Annotated in this window: 17 protein-coding genes and 2 tRNA genes; 7 read left to right on the plus strand and 12 right to left on the minus strand. The window is 65.4% G+C overall.

Annotated elements, in window-relative coordinates:
• Positions 1-67 precede the first annotated feature (67 nt).
• From NGM28_RS03270 to NGM28_RS03280, 3 genes are all read right to left on the minus strand, one after another.
• Positions 68-1039: a FecR family protein gene (locus NGM28_RS03270; protein WP_252088669.1), complete on the minus strand. Its 972-nt coding sequence runs from the start codon at positions 1037-1039 to the stop codon at positions 68-70.
• Positions 1036-1542: a sigma-70 family RNA polymerase sigma factor gene (locus tag NGM28_RS03275; protein ID WP_240063341.1), complete on the minus strand. Its 507-nt coding sequence runs from the start codon at positions 1540-1542 to the stop codon at positions 1036-1038. Before NGM28_RS03275 ends, NGM28_RS03270 begins: the two co-directional genes overlap by 4 nt.
• Before the next feature lie 121 nt (positions 1543-1663).
• Entirely contained in the window at positions 1664-2263 is a 600-nt protein-coding gene (locus tag NGM28_RS03280) for an NAD(P)H-dependent oxidoreductase (RefSeq protein ID WP_240063342.1), read from the minus strand.
• 93 nt (positions 2264-2356) lie between these two features.
• Here NGM28_RS03280 and NGM28_RS03285 point away from each other — a divergent pair, with 93 nt between their 5' ends.
• Entirely contained in the window at positions 2357-2953 is a 597-nt protein-coding gene (locus NGM28_RS03285; protein WP_252088670.1) for a TetR/AcrR family transcriptional regulator, read from the plus strand.
• Positions 2954-3040: 87 nt separating this feature from the next.
• Here NGM28_RS03285 and nhaR read toward each other — a convergent pair whose 3' ends face one another.
• Entirely contained in the window at positions 3041-3934 is an 894-nt protein-coding gene (nhaR, locus tag NGM28_RS03290) for a transcriptional activator NhaR (protein ID WP_240063344.1), read from the minus strand.
• A 132-nt stretch (positions 3935-4066) separates the two neighbouring features.
• Here nhaR and NGM28_RS03295 point away from each other — a divergent pair, with 132 nt between their 5' ends.
• Together NGM28_RS03295 and NGM28_RS03300 are read left to right on the plus strand one after the other, a co-directional pair.
• On the plus strand, positions 4067-4306 hold the full coding sequence (locus tag NGM28_RS03295; RefSeq protein ID WP_248919658.1) for a hypothetical protein: 240 nt from the start codon (positions 4067-4069) through the stop codon (positions 4304-4306).
• A gap of 15 nt (positions 4307-4321) precedes the next feature.
• Positions 4322-5074, plus strand: coding sequence for a TerC family protein (locus tag NGM28_RS03300; RefSeq protein ID WP_240063346.1), 753 nt, complete (start codon positions 4322-4324; stop codon positions 5072-5074).
• Positions 5075-5154: 80 nt separating this feature from the next.
• On the opposite strand, the gene NGM28_RS03305 is transcribed toward NGM28_RS03300, so the two are convergent.
• On the minus strand, positions 5155-5334 hold the full coding sequence (locus tag NGM28_RS03305) for a hypothetical protein (RefSeq protein WP_240063347.1): 180 nt from the start codon (positions 5332-5334) through the stop codon (positions 5155-5157).
• 154 nt (positions 5335-5488) lie between these two features.
• Between NGM28_RS03305 and NGM28_RS03310 the strand changes: the two genes are divergently transcribed.
• Entirely contained in the window at positions 5489-6232 is a 744-nt protein-coding gene (locus tag NGM28_RS03310; RefSeq protein ID WP_252088671.1) for a peptidase C39 family protein, read from the plus strand.
• An 84-nt stretch (positions 6233-6316) separates the two neighbouring features.
• On the opposite strand, the gene NGM28_RS03315 is transcribed toward NGM28_RS03310, so the two are convergent.
• Positions 6317-7600 carry an NAD(P)/FAD-dependent oxidoreductase gene (locus tag NGM28_RS03315; RefSeq protein ID WP_252088672.1) on the minus strand — a complete coding sequence of 428 codons (1284 nt, stop codon included), beginning with the start codon at positions 7598-7600 and terminating at the stop codon, positions 6317-6319.
• Between the two features lie 202 nt (positions 7601-7802).
• Here NGM28_RS03315 and NGM28_RS03320 point away from each other — a divergent pair.
• The 3 genes from NGM28_RS03320 (at position 7803) to NGM28_RS03330 (ending at position 9000) form a co-directional block, all read left to right on the plus strand.
• Positions 7803-7879, plus strand: a tRNA-Val gene (locus tag NGM28_RS03320).
• Between the two features lie 319 nt (positions 7880-8198).
• A tRNA-Val gene (locus NGM28_RS03325) sits at positions 8199-8275 on the plus strand.
• A 155-nt stretch (positions 8276-8430) separates the two neighbouring features.
• The gene (locus NGM28_RS03330) at positions 8431-9000 is read left to right on the plus strand and encodes an SPOR domain-containing protein (RefSeq protein ID WP_252088673.1); all 570 of its coding nucleotides are present in this window, start codon (positions 8431-8433) and stop codon (positions 8998-9000) included.
• 12 nt (positions 9001-9012) lie between these two features.
• Here NGM28_RS03330 and NGM28_RS03335 read toward each other — a convergent pair whose 3' ends face one another.
• The 6 genes from NGM28_RS03335 to NGM28_RS03360 form a co-directional block, all read right to left on the minus strand.
• On the minus strand, positions 9013-9318 hold the full coding sequence (locus NGM28_RS03335; RefSeq protein ID WP_213660611.1) for an NIPSNAP family protein: 306 nt from the start codon (positions 9316-9318) through the stop codon (positions 9013-9015).
• 70 nt (positions 9319-9388) lie between these two features.
• On the minus strand, positions 9389-9967 hold the full coding sequence (locus tag NGM28_RS03340) for a hypothetical protein (protein ID WP_213660612.1): 579 nt from the start codon (positions 9965-9967) through the stop codon (positions 9389-9391).
• Between the two features lie 175 nt (positions 9968-10142).
• The gene (locus NGM28_RS03345) at positions 10143-11159 is read right to left on the minus strand and encodes an XdhC family protein (protein ID WP_252088674.1); all 1017 of its coding nucleotides are present in this window, start codon (positions 11157-11159) and stop codon (positions 10143-10145) included.
• A gap of 22 nt (positions 11160-11181) precedes the next feature.
• Positions 11182-12516: a c-type cytochrome gene (locus NGM28_RS03350; protein ID WP_252088675.1), complete on the minus strand. Its 1335-nt coding sequence runs from the start codon at positions 12514-12516 to the stop codon at positions 11182-11184.
• An 18-nt stretch (positions 12517-12534) separates the two neighbouring features.
• On the minus strand, positions 12535-14781 hold the full coding sequence (locus NGM28_RS03355; protein ID WP_252088676.1) for a xanthine dehydrogenase family protein molybdopterin-binding subunit: 2247 nt from the start codon (positions 14779-14781) through the stop codon (positions 12535-12537).
• Positions 14781-15236: a (2Fe-2S)-binding protein gene (locus tag NGM28_RS03360; RefSeq protein WP_213660616.1), complete on the minus strand. Its 456-nt coding sequence runs from the start codon at positions 15234-15236 to the stop codon at positions 14781-14783. Before NGM28_RS03360 ends, NGM28_RS03355 begins: the two co-directional genes overlap by 1 nt.
• Positions 15237-15382: the final 146 nt, after the last annotated feature.

Consider the following 15382-nt stretch of genomic DNA (forward strand, 5'->3'; position numbering starts at 1 on the left):
TGTCAGGAGAGAGGTGGGATGAGAAACGAAAACCGGACACGCTTGCGAATGATTTTCATCAAAAAAATCAGTGCGTGGATTCTGGCCCGATCAGGGTCAGCCATGGCCCGTAGCGCTCGAGGCTGATCGGCAGGCTCTCCGCCAGCGCGACCAGTGCCTGGTGCGGTTGATCCAGGGGGAATACACCCTGGACGCGCAGGTCGCGCACTGGCGGGGCCAGGCGTATGTAGCCGCGCTGGTAGGGGCGCAGGGCATCGATGACCGTGTGCAGGGGCTCGTCGAGCACCTCGAGGCGGCCGTCGAGCCAGGCGGCGCGCTGGCGTTGCTCGCCTGCCAGTGGCTCGATGACCGAGCTGCGCAGCAGGGCGGCATGGCCCTCCTGCACGTCTTGCCAGCGGCCATCGGCCAGGCTGGCGCGAACGCTGTGCTGCAGCACCACGACCCGAGTGGCGTCGCCCTCCTGGCTGACCAGGAACCGCGTGCCCAGCGCCTGCACCTGCCCCTGCGCGGTGCGCACCCGCAGCGGCCGGCGCGGGTCGGGCGCAACCTGGATCAGCAGTTCGCCACGGCGCAGCACCAGCAAGCGTTGCTCGCCATCGAAGTACAGGTCGACGGCACTGGCGCTGTTCAGTTCAAGGCGGCTGCCATCGGCCAGGGTGAAACCGCGCCGTTCGCCGCTGGCGGTGTGCAGGTCGGCCAGCCAGCCCTGGGCGGCCTCGCTGCGCCAACCACCCCAGGCTACGCCACCGAGCAGGCCCAACCCGGCCAGGCCACGCAGCACCTCGCGGCGCGAGCGGGTCGGTTCGAGCAACACCCGGCGTGCCTCGGCGGCATGGCCCGGAGCATTGTGCTCCAAGGCCCGCAACGCGGCGCATGGGCGCCCGAGGCGCTGTTGCAGGAGGTCCCAGGTGCGTTGATGGGCGGGGGCCTGGCGCAGCCAGTGTTCGAAGCGCTCGAGCAGCGCGGCGTCGGGTGCGCGGGCATTGAGCTCGACCATCCAGTCGATGGCCGCTTCACCGATGGGGTCCAGGGCAGTCATGGCTGGACCTCGCTCAGGTAGCACTGGCACAGAGCCTGCTTCATGTAGCGGCTGACGGTCCGTTCGCTGATTTTCAGCCTGGCGGCGATCTCGACGTAGCTCAGGCCATCGAGCTGGCTGTACAGGAACGCGGCCTTGACGATGGCCGGCAGGCCGTCCAATACCTGGTCGATGGTCACCAGCGCCTCGATCAGCAGCAGTTGCTCTTCGGCCGATGGTGCGACCTGTTCAGGCAACAGTGCCAGGCGTTCCAGGTAGGCCTGTTCCAGCTGGCGACGGCGATGGCGATCGAAGATCAGTCGGCGGGCGATAGTGGACAGGTAGGCGCGCGGCTGCTGGATGCTGTCCGGGTCGACCCGGGCGCCGAGCATCTGGCAGAACGCCTCGGCAGCGGTGTCTTCGGCATCGGCGCGGTTGCGCAGGCGTTTCTGGATATGTTGGAGCAGCCAGCGGTGGTGGTCGCTGAAGAAGAAGCCCAGCTTGCGGGTCGAGGTGCTGTCCAACGCAGGGTATCCAGTTGTGAGTGTGAATCGTTCTCAATAGTAGCCGGGTCGTTTGCCACCTCGCAATGGGGGTGTCACCAGAACCTCTCGCGCCGCTGCCTGAAGCAGCGGCGCGACAGCTTCAGGCCGCCGCTTCGCGGTCTTCGAACAGCGTCTGGCCCAGTGCGTGAGCCGGTGCCAGGAAACGGGAGCCGGGCTCGATCTCACTGTCGGTGAACAGGGTCGAACTGAGCACCTTGGCACCGCAGTAATCGAAAATGCCGTGCTCGATCTGCACGCGCATCGCTTCGCCATAGCCATGCCGGTCGAAGGTGCGCGCGTCGGCCCCAGCCACGCCGACCAGGTGGGCGGTCCGGCCTTTGAGCAGTTTGTTGATCTTGCCCTCGGCGGTGTAAGCGAAGGCCCAGCCATGGCTGAACACCCGCTCGACCCAGCCCTTGAGCAGGGCGGGCAGCGACCACCAGTAGACGGGGTAGACCAGCACCAGGGTGTCGGCGCGGTCGATGCGTGCCTGTTCGGCCAGCACATCCGCGGGTGGTGATGCTTGCAGGCGGTGGACGGCGTGGTCGGCCAGGCCGAAGCGTGGGTCGAAGCCTTCGCGGGCGAGGTCGGCGATCTCGCTGGTATGGCCGGCAGCGCGCAAGCCGGCGGCGATCTGCTCGGCGAGGGCGTGGGTGAGGGAGTCGGGGTCGTGATGGCCGATGACGATCAGGGCATGCATGGCAGGTTCTCCAGAAGCAGGATGCACAGATGAGGCGAGCGTTATATACTCGCAGTAAGTTACCCTTGGTAAGTTACTTTTGGTAGGTAAGCGATGTCAAGCGATGACAAACCCGCTGCGCGCAAACGACTGTCCCGTGAGGAGCGTCGCCGCCAGTTGCTCGACGTGGCCTGGCGGCTGGTGCGCGAGGAAGGGACCGATGCCCTGAGCCTTGGGCGCCTGGCCGAGCAGGCGGGGGTGACCAAGCCTGTGGTGTACGACCATTTCGAAACCCGCACCGGGCTTTTGGTGGCGCTGTACCAGGAGTACGACGCGCGCCAGACCACCATGCTCGACAGCGCCCTGGCGGGCTGCGCGGCCGATCTGCCGGGCAGGGCCTGGGTGATCGCCGAGGCGTATGTGGATTGCGTGATGAGCCAGGGCCGGGAGATTCCCGGCGTGAGCGCGGCGCTGGCCGGCTCACCGGAGTTGGAGGCGCTCAAGCGTGTCTATGAAGGGCCGTTCATCGCCAAGTGCCGCGAGGCGTTGGAGCCGTTCTCGGCCGCAGGCCGCATCGGCCAGGCCGGGATGCGGGCGCTGGTGGGGGCGGCGGAGGCATTGTCCCAGGGCGCGGCGGCCGGAGAGTTGGAGGCGCAGGAGGCCAAGGAGGAGTTGCAGGCGACCATCGTGGCGATGGTGGGGCGGCATTGACCTTGTGGGAGCGGGTAGCGCGGTGATTGGCACCGGCTTTGCCGGTGTTCGCCGGCAAGCCGGCTCCTACAGGTTGCATGCAAGGCGCTACCAGTTGAATAGCTCCCGCCGGGCGCCTTCAGTGATTGCGATAATTCCGGGGTGCTTGACCTTCCTATCCACCGAAATGGCATAGAACGACTCGTTCACCGCCTCGGTCTGGCCGATCAGGCGCACGCCGTACTGTCGGCACACCTCTTCGGCGATCACGCTGGGGGCGACGAAGATCCCGCTGCCGGATTGCCCGAACGCCTGCATCAACGCACTGTCGTCGAACTCGCCGACGATACGTGGCTGCACCTGCTGCTCGGCCAGCCAGCGCAGCAGGCGGCTGCGCACCACGGTCTCCTGGCCGGGGATCAGCAGCGGCGCGTCGTCCAGGCAGGCGGGGAAGGGCTTGTCGAGCAACTCGGCCAGGGCGTGGGTGGCGAAGAAGCTCAGGCCGCATTCGCCGAGTTTCTGGCTGTAGCCCTTGATGTCCAGGTGGCTGGGCATCGGACTGTCGGAGATCACCAGGTCCAGGCGCTGGATCGCCAGGTCCGCGAGCAGGCGCTCGAACTTGTCCTCGCGGCAATTGATGCGCAGCACCTCGTCCAGCTCCATGGTTGGTGCCAGCAGGCGATAGACGATGGACTTGGGCACCACGTCGGCCACCCCCACGCGAAACAGTATCTGTTCCTGCGGCCCGGACCGCAGCATGGCTTCCAGCTCGCCGCCGATCTGGAACATCTGCTCGGCGTAGACCAGTGCCTGGCGTCCTGTTTCGGTGAGTTCCAGTTGGCGGCCGACGCGCTGGAACAGTTCGAGGTTCCAGGTTTGCTCGAACAGGCTGATCTGGCCGCTGATGGTCTGCGGGGTGAGGTTCAGTTGCTCGCTGGCGCGGGCGATGCTGCCGGTCTTGGCCACGGCCCAGAAATAGTGGAGCTGGCGGTAGTTGAGCATGGCATGTCCATATTCGTAAAAACCGAAGTATATACGCTGAAAATACGAATTTTCCGGATGTTTCAGTCTCACTAGAATGCCACCCCATCAGGCGCATGACGCGCCGCACGGCATTCGACAAGCGAGGACCCCATGCTACAACTCAAATCCATTGGTACACCGTTGGTGCTGGCACTGGCACTGTTCGCCATGTCCGGTTGCGACCAGGCCGAGAAATCCGCCCAGCAGATGCTCGACCAGGCGGCGGAAACTGCCAAGCAGGCCATCGACAAGACCAACGACGCCGCCCAGGAGGCCCTGAGCGAGGCTATTGGCAGCGATGGCGACAAGGCCAAGGCCGAAGACGACAAGAAAGACACCCAGGACATCTGAGAGCAGGACTGACCCATGGAATATTTGCTGGAACTCGCCGCAAGCCCCACCGCCTGGGTTGCCCTCGCCACCCTGGTGGCCATGGAGGTCGTACTCGGCATCGACAACCTGATCTTCATCTCCATCCTCACCAACAAGCTGCCTGAGGAGTACCGTTCCAAGGCCCGCCGCATCGGGATCAGCATGGCCCTGATCATGCGCCTGGCGCTGCTCAGCACCGTGGCCTGGATCGTCCAGCTGACGGAGCCTGTGGTCGAAGTGTTCGGCCACACCTTCTCGTGGAAGGACATGATCCTCATCGCCGGTGGCCTGTTCCTGCTGTGGAAGGCGACCAAGGAGATCCACGAAAGCGTCGACCCCCATGGCGCCAAGGAAGAGTCCAAGGTCGGCAGCACCGTGACCATTGGCTTCACCGCGGCGATCTTCCAGATCCTGCTGCTGGACATCGTTTTCTCGATCGACAGCATCATCACCGCCGTGGGCATGACCGAGCACCTGCCGATCATGATCATCGCCGTGATCAGCGCCGTGATCGTGATGCTGGTGGCCGCCGACCCGCTGGCCAAGTTCATCAACGACAACCCGACCGTGGTGATGCTGGCCCTGGGCTTCCTGATCATGATCGGCATGACCCTGATCGCCGAAGGTTTCGGCGCCCATGTACCGAAGGGCTACGTGTACGCGGCCATGGCCTTCTCGACCGCGATCGAGATCCTCAACATCATGGCGCGTCGGGCACGCTTGAAGCGTGAGGCCGCTGAAGGGTAATCACGCGGCAAGCTGCACGTGAACGACAAGAGGGGGCCATTGGCCCCCTCTTGTCGTTCTTGGCTCGAAGCTCGTTGCCGTCAATGTGCCCCGGCATGGCGCCGCACACGGCGCACTGGCTGCGGTTTGGCCAGGGCTTGAGGGGGCCGGTGGTGAGGGTGGGAATGCCGCCGCACGATGCGCAGCACGCCCCAGAGCATGGCGGCCGCTACGCTCAGCCACATGCCGACCAGCATGAGAATTGCCATTGTCAGGCTCATGTGTGCCTCCTTCTCTCCGGCAAGCCGTGCTTGCCGTCCAGACACAGCTTCAGTCTAGCGCGACGCCTGTGACGTTCCATTGACCGAAGGTCTAGTGCTTGGGCCGTTTCGTTCCAAGCCCGTGCCGGGCTATACCCGCAGGCGCCCGACGCCTATGATCTGTGCCCAGGGCCGGGCGTCGCCTGCCTGGCATCGGAACAAGCGAGTGCCCATGTTGCAACATTCCCCCAAGTCCCGTATCCGCGGCCCACGCCGCCTGCTGGCAGCTTGCCTGGTGGCTGCCGCGTTGTCCGGTTGCGCCAGTGCACCGCCGGCATCGCTCAACAGCCTGCCGCAACGGGTCGAGATCAGCAGCGTGCCGTTCTACCGCGGCAACGCCAATCACAGCGGTTCGATGGCCCTGGCTGCCGTACTGTCGCAGAAAGGCGCGCCGATCACCCCAGGCCTGCTGGACAACTCGCTGGGCCTGCCCAAGGCCGCAGATAGGTTGGACACCGGCATCCCCCGGGTGGCCCGCGAGTACGGCATGGTCGTCTATCCCCTGGACAAGCGCATCGATGCCTTGCTGGCGCAGGTGGCCGCGGGGTATCCGGTGCTGGTGCGCTACCAGGAGGGATCGGCCTGGTGGAGCGAGACGCGCTATGCGGTGTTGATCGGTTTTGACCGTTACAAACAGCGTGTGCTGCTGCGTTCGGGCATGCATCGTCGCCAGCTGGTGAGCTTCGCTGACTTCGAGTCGGCGTGGGCGAAGGAGGGGAGTTGGGCGGTATTGGTGCAGTCGCCACGGCAGGTGCCGGCCCAGGTGGATCGCCAGCGTTGGTTGCAGGCGGCCGATGAGCTGGCCCGCGCGGGGCAGGAAATCGCGGCGAAGCAGGCGGTCAACAGCCTGGGGCGTTGAGGCCGCTCCCACATGGAGACCGTATTCCCCCTGTAGGAGCGGCCTTGTGCCGCGATGGGCCGCAAAGCGGCCCCGATTGTCAGCTTAGAAGCCCAGGCGATCACGCAGGCTGTAGTACCAGGCACCAATGGCGCTGAACGGCACACGCAGCATCTGCCCACCCGGGAACGGGTAGTGCGGCAGGCCGGCGAACGCGTCGAAGCGTTCGGCCTGGCCGCGCAGGGCCTCGGCCAGCACCTTGCCCGCCAGGTGGGTGTAGGTCACGCCATGGCCCGAGCAACCCTGCGAGTAATAGATGTTGTCGCCGATACGGCCAACCTGCGGCAGGCGCGACAGGGTCAGCAGGAAGTTGCCGGTCCAGGCGTAGTCGATCTTGACGTCCTTCAGTTGCGGGAAGGCCTTGAGCATCTTCGGACGGATGATCGCCTCGATGTTCGCCGGGTCGCGCGCGCCGTACACCACGCCACCGCCGAAGATCAGGCGCTTGTCGCTGGTCAGGCGGTAGTAGTCGAGCAGGTAGTTGCAGTCCTCGACGCAGTAGTCCTGCGGCAGCAGGGTGCGGGCCAGCTCCTCGCCCAGCGGCTCGGTGGTGATCACCTGGGTGCCGCATGGCATGGACTTGGCGGCCAGTTCCGGCACCAGGTTGCCCAGGTAGGCGTTGCCGGCGACGATGATGAATTTGGCGCGGACCTTGCCTTGTGGGGTGTGCACTACCGGGTTGGCGCCACGCTCGATACGTACGGCCGGGGTCTGCTCATAGATGATGCCGCCCAGCGACTCGACCGCGGCGGCTTCGCCCAGGGCCAGGTTCAACGGGTGGATGTGGCCGCCGCTCATGTCGAGCATGCCGCCGACATAGCTGTCGCAAGCCACCACTTCACGGATGCGCTTCTGGTCCATCAGCTCCAGCTGGTTGTGGCCGAAGCGTTCCCACAGGCGTTTCTGCGATTCCAGGTGGCCCATCTGCTTGCTGGTCAGCGCGGCGAACACGCCGCCGTCCTTCAGGTCGCACTGGATGTTGTACTTGGCCACGCGCTCACGGATGATGCGCCCGCCTTCGAAGGCCATCTGGCCGAGCAGTTGCGCCTGCTTGGGGCCGACGGTGCGTTCGATGACGTCGATGTCGCGGCTGTAGCTGTTGACGATCTGGCCGCCGTTGCGGCCCGAGGCGCCGAAGCCGACCTTGGCGGCCTCGACGATGCTCACCTTGAAACCGTTCTCCAGCAGGAACAGGGCGCTGGACAGGCCGGTGTAGCCGGCACCGATGATGCACACATCGGTTTCCACCTCACCCTGCAGCGCCGGACGTGGCGGCACCGGGTTGGCCGAGGCGGCGTAGTAGGACTGGGGGTAGGGGGTGTTGGCCATGCTCGAGGAACCTCGTGTTTTATATTTTTAACGAATGTACCGATGCTATCAATAATAATAAACACCCGCTAGTCGTCCGGTGAAAATCCTTTACGGGCACCTTTAACCTGGCCTTTCTATAAATATTTTAAGATTCAGTGAGTTAGCGTGAAAAAAACGGTTGACACCGGTTTTGGATCGCGTAGAATGCGCCCCACACGACAGGCACATAGCTCAGTTGGTTAGAGCACCACCTTGACATGGTGGGGGTCGTTGGTTCGAGTCCAATTGTGCCTACCAAATCAGAAGAGGGCGATCCGCAAGGGTCGCCCTTTTTGCATTCTGGCTTCCACAAAGCATCGGGCCTTGCGAAATACCTGTAGGAGCGGCCTTGTGCCGCGAAAGGGCTGCAATGCAGCCCGAGGAGCTCAGCGCCGAGGCAAAAACTGTCGGGGCCGCTGCGCAGCCCTTTCGCGGCACAAGGCCGCTCCTACAGGGTTCCATGTTCTGCGTGCGCCCAGGCAGAGGCCGCGTGAAGCTGTTTCGCAAAGTTTTTGATTTTTTTGAAAAAAACGCTTTACAGGTGTGCATCTGATCACTAATATGCGCACCACACGACAGGCACATAGCTCAGTTGGTTAGAGCACCACCTTGACATGGTGGGGGTCGTTGGTTCGAGTCCAATTGTGCCTACCAAATCAGAAGAGGGCGATCCGAAAGGATCGCCCTTTTTGCTTTCCGCGATCCCGTTGCCGCGGACACACGCTGCAACCTTCCACCTTCGCCGCCTATCCCCGGCAATCCCCTCCCGCCATGCTAGAATCCGCCCCTTCGAATCTGGAGGTACAGGCGTGCGCAAACTGGCGGTGGTAATGGCGATGTTGGCCCTGGCAGGCTGTAACAACGAAGTCGAGGGTGTGCACAAGCAGGTGGCCGAACACTTGCACAACCCCAAGACGGCCAAGTTCGCCAACGTGCGTTTCGACACGCAGGGCTCGATCTGTGGCCAGGTGCGTGGCAAGGACGATGCCGGGCAATACGAGCCCTACCGCAGCTACGTGGCGATCAAGCATGACGGCCAGTACGAGATCCTCATCGACGAAACCGGCAATAACCTGCGCATCCGCGAGGTTTGCGGTGGCGCCGACCTGCAGCGTCGCGCCGAGGCGCTGGCCGAGCAGCCGGCACCGGAAGGCTGGGATGTCGAGGTGATCCAGGGCCCGAACATGGGCGCCCTGACCGACATGACCGCGCGCCTGATCGAGAAGGGCATCCCGTCCTGGGTCGAGTACCGCGATGGCAAGCCGGTGGTGCTGATGGGGCCATTCCCGGCCAAGGCCGAGGCCGACGCGCGCAAAGCAGAAGTCATGGCCAAGCTCGGCACCGACTCGATCGTCATCCAGCACGGCGCCCAGCGCTGACCTCTATCGTGCTCAACCAAGCATCGGGCGCAGGAAACTGCGCTCGTAGCTGAGGATGAAGCGCTGCTCCTCGGCCAGGGCAAAGGCGGCGATGCACTCAGGGTCGGTTTGCGACGCTGTGCGGTATTGCTCGTAAGTCGCGAGGCTTTCGAAGCTGAAGAGCGCGTAGGCGATGTTGTTGGCGCCTTCGCTGGGCAGGAAGTAGCCATGGTGCACACCGCCCATGCGGTTGACCAGGTCGATCCATAGCTTGCCGTAGGCCTCGAAGGCCGGGAGCTGGTACGGGTCGATGACGTACTTGAGGTGGCAGGTGATCATGGCGGGCATTCCTTTGAGTGGGCCGTGGGGGCCCACCTTACAGGCAACCCCGCCACCTGGGCGAGGGGATCTAGCGCGAGGTTTCCACGCGCAGTACTTCGGTGTAGATAGCGTCGACGGTCTGGCCGACCTTGAGGTTCTTCATGCGGGCCTGGAGCTCGGGCTTCTCGACCTTGACCACTTGCACCTTGCCCTCGGGCGGCAGCAGGGTGACTTCGTGGGTCTTCAGGTTGATCTTTTCGATCTTCGAGGTGACCCGCACCTGGCGGAACGCCTCGCCACCGGGGTTGGGGTTATCCTTGGTGGCGCGTATGGTGCCGGACTCCTCACTGGCCTTCGGCGCGCCCCCCACCTTGGTGTCCAGTACATAGGCGATGGCCCGGGTCACATAGATGTCGACCTGGTCGCCGACCTTGAGGTTGGGCAGGGCCTTGGCCTTTTCGGTGAGCTGGAAGGTCACGTCCTTCTCATGGGGGCCCTTGACCGTCACCTGACGGTTGGCCAGGTCGATGGCGGTCACCTGGGTGGTGACGTGGCTTTCCAGCGCTTCGCTGGCGATGGGCAGTTCGGCGGCCTGGGCGGTGAAGCTGGTGGCGGACATCAGTGAAGCGAGCGCGATGGCACGAGCGAGGGAGCGGGTGGATTTCATGGGCCTGTCTTCCTTGTGGTCGATACCGGTGGGTTTTGCGAGGTGAAGCATAGCCACTGGCAGGCAGAACGGGAGCAACGGCCCAAATTCTTGTGTAGGGGCCAGCCTTGCTGGTGAACAGGGGCGGTGTAGATCGCGGATCGGTGTGGACCTCTTCACCAGCAAGGCTGGCATCCTACAGATGCATGCCTTCAAGCCCGCTCTTCGCCCGGGACACGTTGACCGTGCCCGGCAAGCTGACGGCGTTCTTCGCCGCAAGCACTTCGGCCATCACGCTGACCGCGATTTCCGCCGGGGTCTTGCTGCCGATATAGATGCCGATGGGGCCGTGCAGGCGTTCGAGCGAGGCTTCGCTTTCGCCGAAATGCTCGATCAGCCGCTCGCGGCGCAGTTGGCTGTTGCGCCGCGAACCGATGGCGCCGATATAGAAGGCCGGGCTGTGCAAGGCCTCGAGCAGGGCCAGGTCGTCGAGTTTCGGGTCGTGGCTGACAGCGATGATGCAGGTGCGCAGGTCGGCTCTGAATTCACGGACAACATCGTCCGGCATGCCCTTGAGGTACTCCACGCCCGTGACCGACCAGGTGGCCAAGTGTTCCGGCCGCGGGTCGCACACGGCTACCTTGAAACCATTGAACAGTGCCATCGTCGCCAGGTACTCGGCCAGCGCGCCGGCACCAATCAACAGCATGCGGTAGCCGGGGCCGAGGGTATTGATCATATGCTGGCCATCGAAGCTGAACTGTTCCGGTGTGGCGGTGGTTTCGAGGCTGGTCGTACCATCGGCCAGTGCCAGGCGTCGACGCACCAGGTTGCCGTTGTCGAGTTGATCGAGCAACTGCTGCAGCGGGGCCGCCGCGGGGCTGAACTCAAGCACCAGTTCCAGCGTGCCGCCACAGGGCAGCCCGAAGCGGTGGGCCTCATCGGCACTGACGCCGTAGCGGATCACCTCGGGCGGCCCTTCCGGCAGTCCGACGCCGCCATAGGCGGTGGTGTAGCGGTGGATCAGGTCATCCTCGATGCAACCGCCGGATACGCTGCCGACTACCCGGCCGTCGTTGCGCAGGGCCATCATCGAGCCGACCGGGCGGGGCGATGAGCCCCAGGTGCGGGCGACGGTGGCCAGCAGCACGCGGTGGCCGGCCTGGAGCCAGTCGTGGGTGGTGCGCAGGACCAGCAGGTCGATGCTTTCCATGGTGTCCTCGTTTGTCTGCAGGTCAGCGCATGTGCAGGATGATCGGGCTGCTGCTGGCCGGGTCGGTATGGCCGCGCAGCTTGCCGACCGCCTGGGTGTCCACCGCGCCCCCCTGGTTGCCCCAGGTGGCGCGGGCAAAACTCAGCACCGCGGCGATCTCCTGGTCCGACAACTGCTCGCGGAACGCCGGCATGCGATAGGCGTCCGGCACGCCGGCCGCGACGATGCGCTGGGAGCCATTGAGGGTGATGTTGATCGCCGAGGCGTTCTCCTTCGCCAGCATCGAGGTGGCGCCGGCCAGCGGCGGCATCCATTCGGCCTGGCCCTTGCCATCCAGGCCATGGCAGCTGGCGCAGCGGGTCGCATAGGTATGTGCCCCCGGCGTGTCGAGGCCCGCAGATACCGCCTGGTACTGCCACGGTGCACCGTCACGTTGCGGGTCGCCGGGCAGCGACTTGAGGTAGCGGGCGATCGCGGCCAGGTCGTCATCGGCCATGAACTGCGTGGAGTTGTTGAACGCCTCGGTCATCGAGCCGTACACCACTGCATGCTGATTACGCCCGCTCTTGAGGAACTGCACGATCTGCGCTTCGCTCCAGCGGCCCAGCCCGGTGTTGTGGTCCTGGCGCAAGCTGGGCGCGTACCAGCCATCGAGCAGGGCGCCGGCCAGGAAGGGCGTGCCCGATTCGTCCAGGGCCTTCTCGTTGAAGGCCAGGCCGCGCGGGGTATGGCAACTGCCGCAGTGGCCGGGGCCCTGGACGATATAGGCGCCGCGATTCCACAGCGGATCCTGTTCGGTTTTCTGTGCATAGGGCGTGGTTGGCGCGAACAGGCCGTTCCACAGGGCGATGGGCCAGCGCAGGTTCAGCGGCCAGGGAATAGCGCTGGGGATATTGGCTTCGGCAGCCGGTTGCACGCCTTTCATGAAGAACGCATAGAGCGCCCGCATGTCTTCGTCGCTGAGCTTGGCGTAGGAGGGGTAGGGCATGGCCGGGTACAGCCGTCGCCCGCCCGGTGCGACGCCATGGCGCACGGCGCGGTCGAAGTCGGCCAGGCTATAGCCGCCGATACCGTGCTCTTGGTCGGGGGTGATGTTGGTGGCATGGATCGCCCCCAGCGGCGTGGCCATCTCCAGCCCGCCGGCAAACGGTGCCTTGCCGGGCAGGCTGTGGCAGGCCACGCAATCGCTGAGGCGGGCGATGTATTCGCCACGGCTGACCAGTGCCGCATCGGCGCTTTCTCCAGGGGGGAACGGCGAGGCGGGCTCGCGGGTGACATACCAGGCCAGCAGGCCTGCCGCGACCAGGCACGGCAGGGCCAGCCAGCCGGCGGCTCTGGCGAATCGGCTATTGCTCATTGGGCATTCCTTGTCGTGTCAGCTGAAGGTATGGCGGCTCAGGGGCATGCTGCGCACGCGTTGGCCGGTCAGCTGCGCCACGGCGTTGGCCACCGCGGGCGCCACGGCCGGCAGCGGCGGTTCACCGATGCCGCCCATCTTCGCGCCGCTTTCGACGATGCGCACATGCACCCGGGCCATGCGCGACGGCGGTAGCACCGGGTACAAGTCGTAGTTGCGCGCCCGTGGCATGCCGTTCAGCCACACTGCCTCTTCCAGCAGCACCTGGGACAAGCCCAGGGATACCGCACCATTGACCTGCGCCTCGATGATCGCCGGGTTGACGATGCTGCCCGGGTCGATGGCCTGCCAGATGTCGTGCACCTTGACCTGGCCGCCCTCCAGCGAGACTTCGGCGATCACCGCCGCTTCAGAGCCGAACGGCGAGGCCATGGCCACGCCGCGGGCGCGCTTGCTGCCGTCCTCGGCGGTGAACGGGCCGCGCTTCCAGCCACCGGACAATTCGCCCACCGCCTGCAGCAGTGTGGTCAGGCGCGGGTTGTCGCGCAGCAGGTGCAGGCGCAGTTCGAAGGGGTCGTGGCCGCCTTTGTCGGCCAGTTCGTCGAGGAACGATTCGTAGAAGAAGTCGTTCAGCGAATTGCCCACCGAGCGCCAGTAACCCAGCATGGCCGGGCCCTTCACGTAGATCTGCGCGATGCGCTTGTTGGCGATGGCGTAGGCTTTGCCCGACAGCCCTTCCAGGGCGGTGGGGTCGACCTTGTCGCCTTGCTTGCCGGCGATGGCCTCGGTCGGGCCTTCGGTGGCGCTGACCGCCTCGATGGCCACCGGCAGGCCCTTGTCGTCCAGCCCGGCGCGGAACTTGACCACGGCCATGGGGCGCATGGCATCGCGCAAGAACTCCTCCTCCCGGCTCCAGATCAGTTTCACTGGCCGCCCCACGGCCTTGGCCAGGGCGATGGCCTGCGGGTAGGGGTTGGCCGAGTCGTACAGGAAGTGCCGGCCGAAGAAGCCGCCAAGCAACGGCGAGTGCAGGGTGATCCGTGCCGGATCCAGGCCGGTGCGCTTGGCGATGTCGTCGCGGAACATGTCCTGCGCCTGGTTGGGCAGCCACACCTCCAGCGAACCGTCGGGGTTGAAGCGGGCGGTGGCGGAGGGCGGTTCCAGCTGCGCATGGTTGAGGAACTGGTTGTGGTAGGTGGCCTCGACCGTGGTCTTGGCGCCAGCCAGGGCGGCGGCGACGTCGCCGTCGTTTTCCTCGTCGCGGCTTGGCCCGGTCTGCGCGGCCAGGTGGTCGCGCCAGCCGTCGCTGGAGAAGTCGGCGGGCATCGGCCGCACCTGGCTGTCGGCGCCGGGCGCTTGCCAGTCCACCTGCAGCGCTTCCACGGCGCGCTTGGCGTGCCACCAGCGCTCGGCGACCACCGCCACCGCGCCGGGCAGTTGATGCACCGAGTGCACGCCTTTCATGGCCTTGACCTGGTCTTCGTTGCGCAGGCCGCTTACGGTCATGCCCAGGCGTGGCGCGTGCTGCACGGCGGCGTGGAGCATGCCGTCGACCTTGATGTCGATGCTGTAGATCGCCTTGCCGGTGGACTTGTCGTGGGCGTCGAGGCGCTGCACCGGCTTGCCGATCCAGCGGAACTGGCCGGGGTCGCGCAGCGTGACGCTGGCCGGGTCCGGTACCGGCAGGTCCATGGCCTTGCCGGCCAGTTCGCCATAGCCCAGCTCGCGGCCCGACGCCGTGTGGACCACCTTGCCGGGCTTCGTGGTCAGTTCACTGACCGGAACACCCCATTGCGCGGCGCCTGCCTGCAGCAGCATGGCCCGGGCCAGGGCGCCGAGGCGGCGCATGGTCGGGTAGCTCATGCGCACCGACATGCTGCCGCCGGTGATGCGCCAGCCGTTCTCCATCACCACGTAGGCTTCACCCGGTGGCGCGCTGTCGACCACGAAGGTGGCGGGGTCGGCATCCAGCTCCTCGCCGATGATCTGCGCCATGGCGGTATTGATGCCTTGCCCGCCTTCCATGAACGGGCTGAGCAGGTGCACGCTGCCGTCCGGGCGGATTTCCAGGAAGGCCGGCACCTGGGTGCCGCGTTCGGTTGTGGCGGTGGCTGCCTGGACCCGTGCCGAGCCCAGTGGCAAGCCAAAGCCCAGTACCAACGCGCCAATGGCGGTGCCTGCCAGGAAGCGCCGGCGCGACAGGTTGACGGTTTCGCCGTGGCGCAGGCGCAGCAGGTCGTCCGGGGAATCGATACGCGCGTTCATCAGGCGTTCTCCCCTTGGGCCAGGTCATGCACGGCGGCATGGATGGCGTTGTAGGTACCGCAACGGCACAGGTTGACCATGGCCGCGTCGATCTGCGCATCGCTCGGTTTGGGGGTGTGCTTGAGCAGCGCGGTGGCCGCCATCACCTGGCCGGACTGGCAGTAGCCGCACTGGGCCACCTGGTGCTCGACCCAGGCGGCGACCACGCGCTTGCCGACCGCGTCCTGCTCGATGGCCTCGATGGTGGTGACCTCGCGGCCGACCACGCCGGCCACCGGGGTGACACAGGCGCGTACCACGTTGCCGTCCACCAGCACCGAACAGGCGCCGCACTGGGCCAGGCCGCAGCCGTACTTGGTGCCGGTCAGGCCCAGGTCGTCGCGGATCACCCAGAGCAAGGGCGTGTCGGCGTCGGCCTCGACCTGGTAGGTCTGCTGGTTGATGCGTAGTTCCATGGGCTCACCTGCTGATCATCGGTTGGTTTCGCGGCCGGGGAATACGTTGTTCCCCAATCCGGAAACGCTAGCACAGGGGGATCATTGCGGAACCGGTACACCCCGCAGGTCGAGAGGATCAGGCAAGCAATTCGGCGGAATGCGCA

Origin of the sequence: Pseudomonas sp. MWU13-3659 (assembly GCF_023757525.1) — a bacterium.
In the GTDB taxonomy this organism is placed as follows: Bacteria; Pseudomonadota; Gammaproteobacteria; order Pseudomonadales; family Pseudomonadaceae; genus Aquipseudomonas; species Aquipseudomonas entomophila_E.

What these genes read in the sequence shown, in the direction of transcription:
- NGM28_RS03270 (WP_252088669.1), bottom strand. Translation starts at nt 1,039, where the DNA reads ATGACTGCCCTGGACCCCATCGGTGAAGCGGCCATCGACTGGATGGTC.
- NGM28_RS03280 (WP_240063342.1), bottom strand. Translation starts at nt 2,263, where the DNA reads ATGCATGCCCTGATCGTCATCGGCCATCACGACCCCGACTCCCTCACC.
- NGM28_RS03285 (WP_252088670.1), top strand. Translation starts at nt 2,357, where the DNA reads ATGTCAAGCGATGACAAACCCGCTGCGCGCAAACGACTGTCCCGTGAG.
- nhaR (WP_240063344.1), bottom strand. Translation starts at nt 3,934, where the DNA reads ATGCTCAACTACCGCCAGCTCCACTATTTCTGGGCCGTGGCCAAGACC.
- NGM28_RS03295 (WP_248919658.1), top strand. Translation starts at nt 4,067, where the DNA reads ATGCTACAACTCAAATCCATTGGTACACCGTTGGTGCTGGCACTGGCA.
- NGM28_RS03300 (WP_240063346.1), top strand. Translation starts at nt 4,322, where the DNA reads ATGGAATATTTGCTGGAACTCGCCGCAAGCCCCACCGCCTGGGTTGCC.
- NGM28_RS03305 (WP_240063347.1), bottom strand. Translation starts at nt 5,334, where the DNA reads ATGAGCCTGACAATGGCAATTCTCATGCTGGTCGGCATGTGGCTGAGC.
- NGM28_RS03310 (WP_252088671.1), top strand. Translation starts at nt 5,489, where the DNA reads ATGATCTGTGCCCAGGGCCGGGCGTCGCCTGCCTGGCATCGGAACAAG.
- NGM28_RS03315 (WP_252088672.1), bottom strand. Translation starts at nt 7,600, where the DNA reads ATGGCCAACACCCCCTACCCCCAGTCCTACTACGCCGCCTCGGCCAAC.
- NGM28_RS03335 (WP_213660611.1), bottom strand. Translation starts at nt 9,318, where the DNA reads ATGATCACCTGCCACCTCAAGTACGTCATCGACCCGTACCAGCTCCCG.
- NGM28_RS03340 (WP_213660612.1), bottom strand. Translation starts at nt 9,967, where the DNA reads ATGAAATCCACCCGCTCCCTCGCTCGTGCCATCGCGCTCGCTTCACTG.
- NGM28_RS03345 (WP_252088674.1), bottom strand. Translation starts at nt 11,159, where the DNA reads ATGGAAAGCATCGACCTGCTGGTCCTGCGCACCACCCACGACTGGCTC.
- NGM28_RS03350 (WP_252088675.1), bottom strand. Translation starts at nt 12,516, where the DNA reads ATGAGCAATAGCCGATTCGCCAGAGCCGCCGGCTGGCTGGCCCTGCCG.
- NGM28_RS03355 (WP_252088676.1), bottom strand. Translation starts at nt 14,781, where the DNA reads ATGAACGCGCGTATCGATTCCCCGGACGACCTGCTGCGCCTGCGCCAC.
- NGM28_RS03360 (WP_213660616.1), bottom strand. Translation starts at nt 15,236, where the DNA reads ATGGAACTACGCATCAACCAGCAGACCTACCAGGTCGAGGCCGACGCC.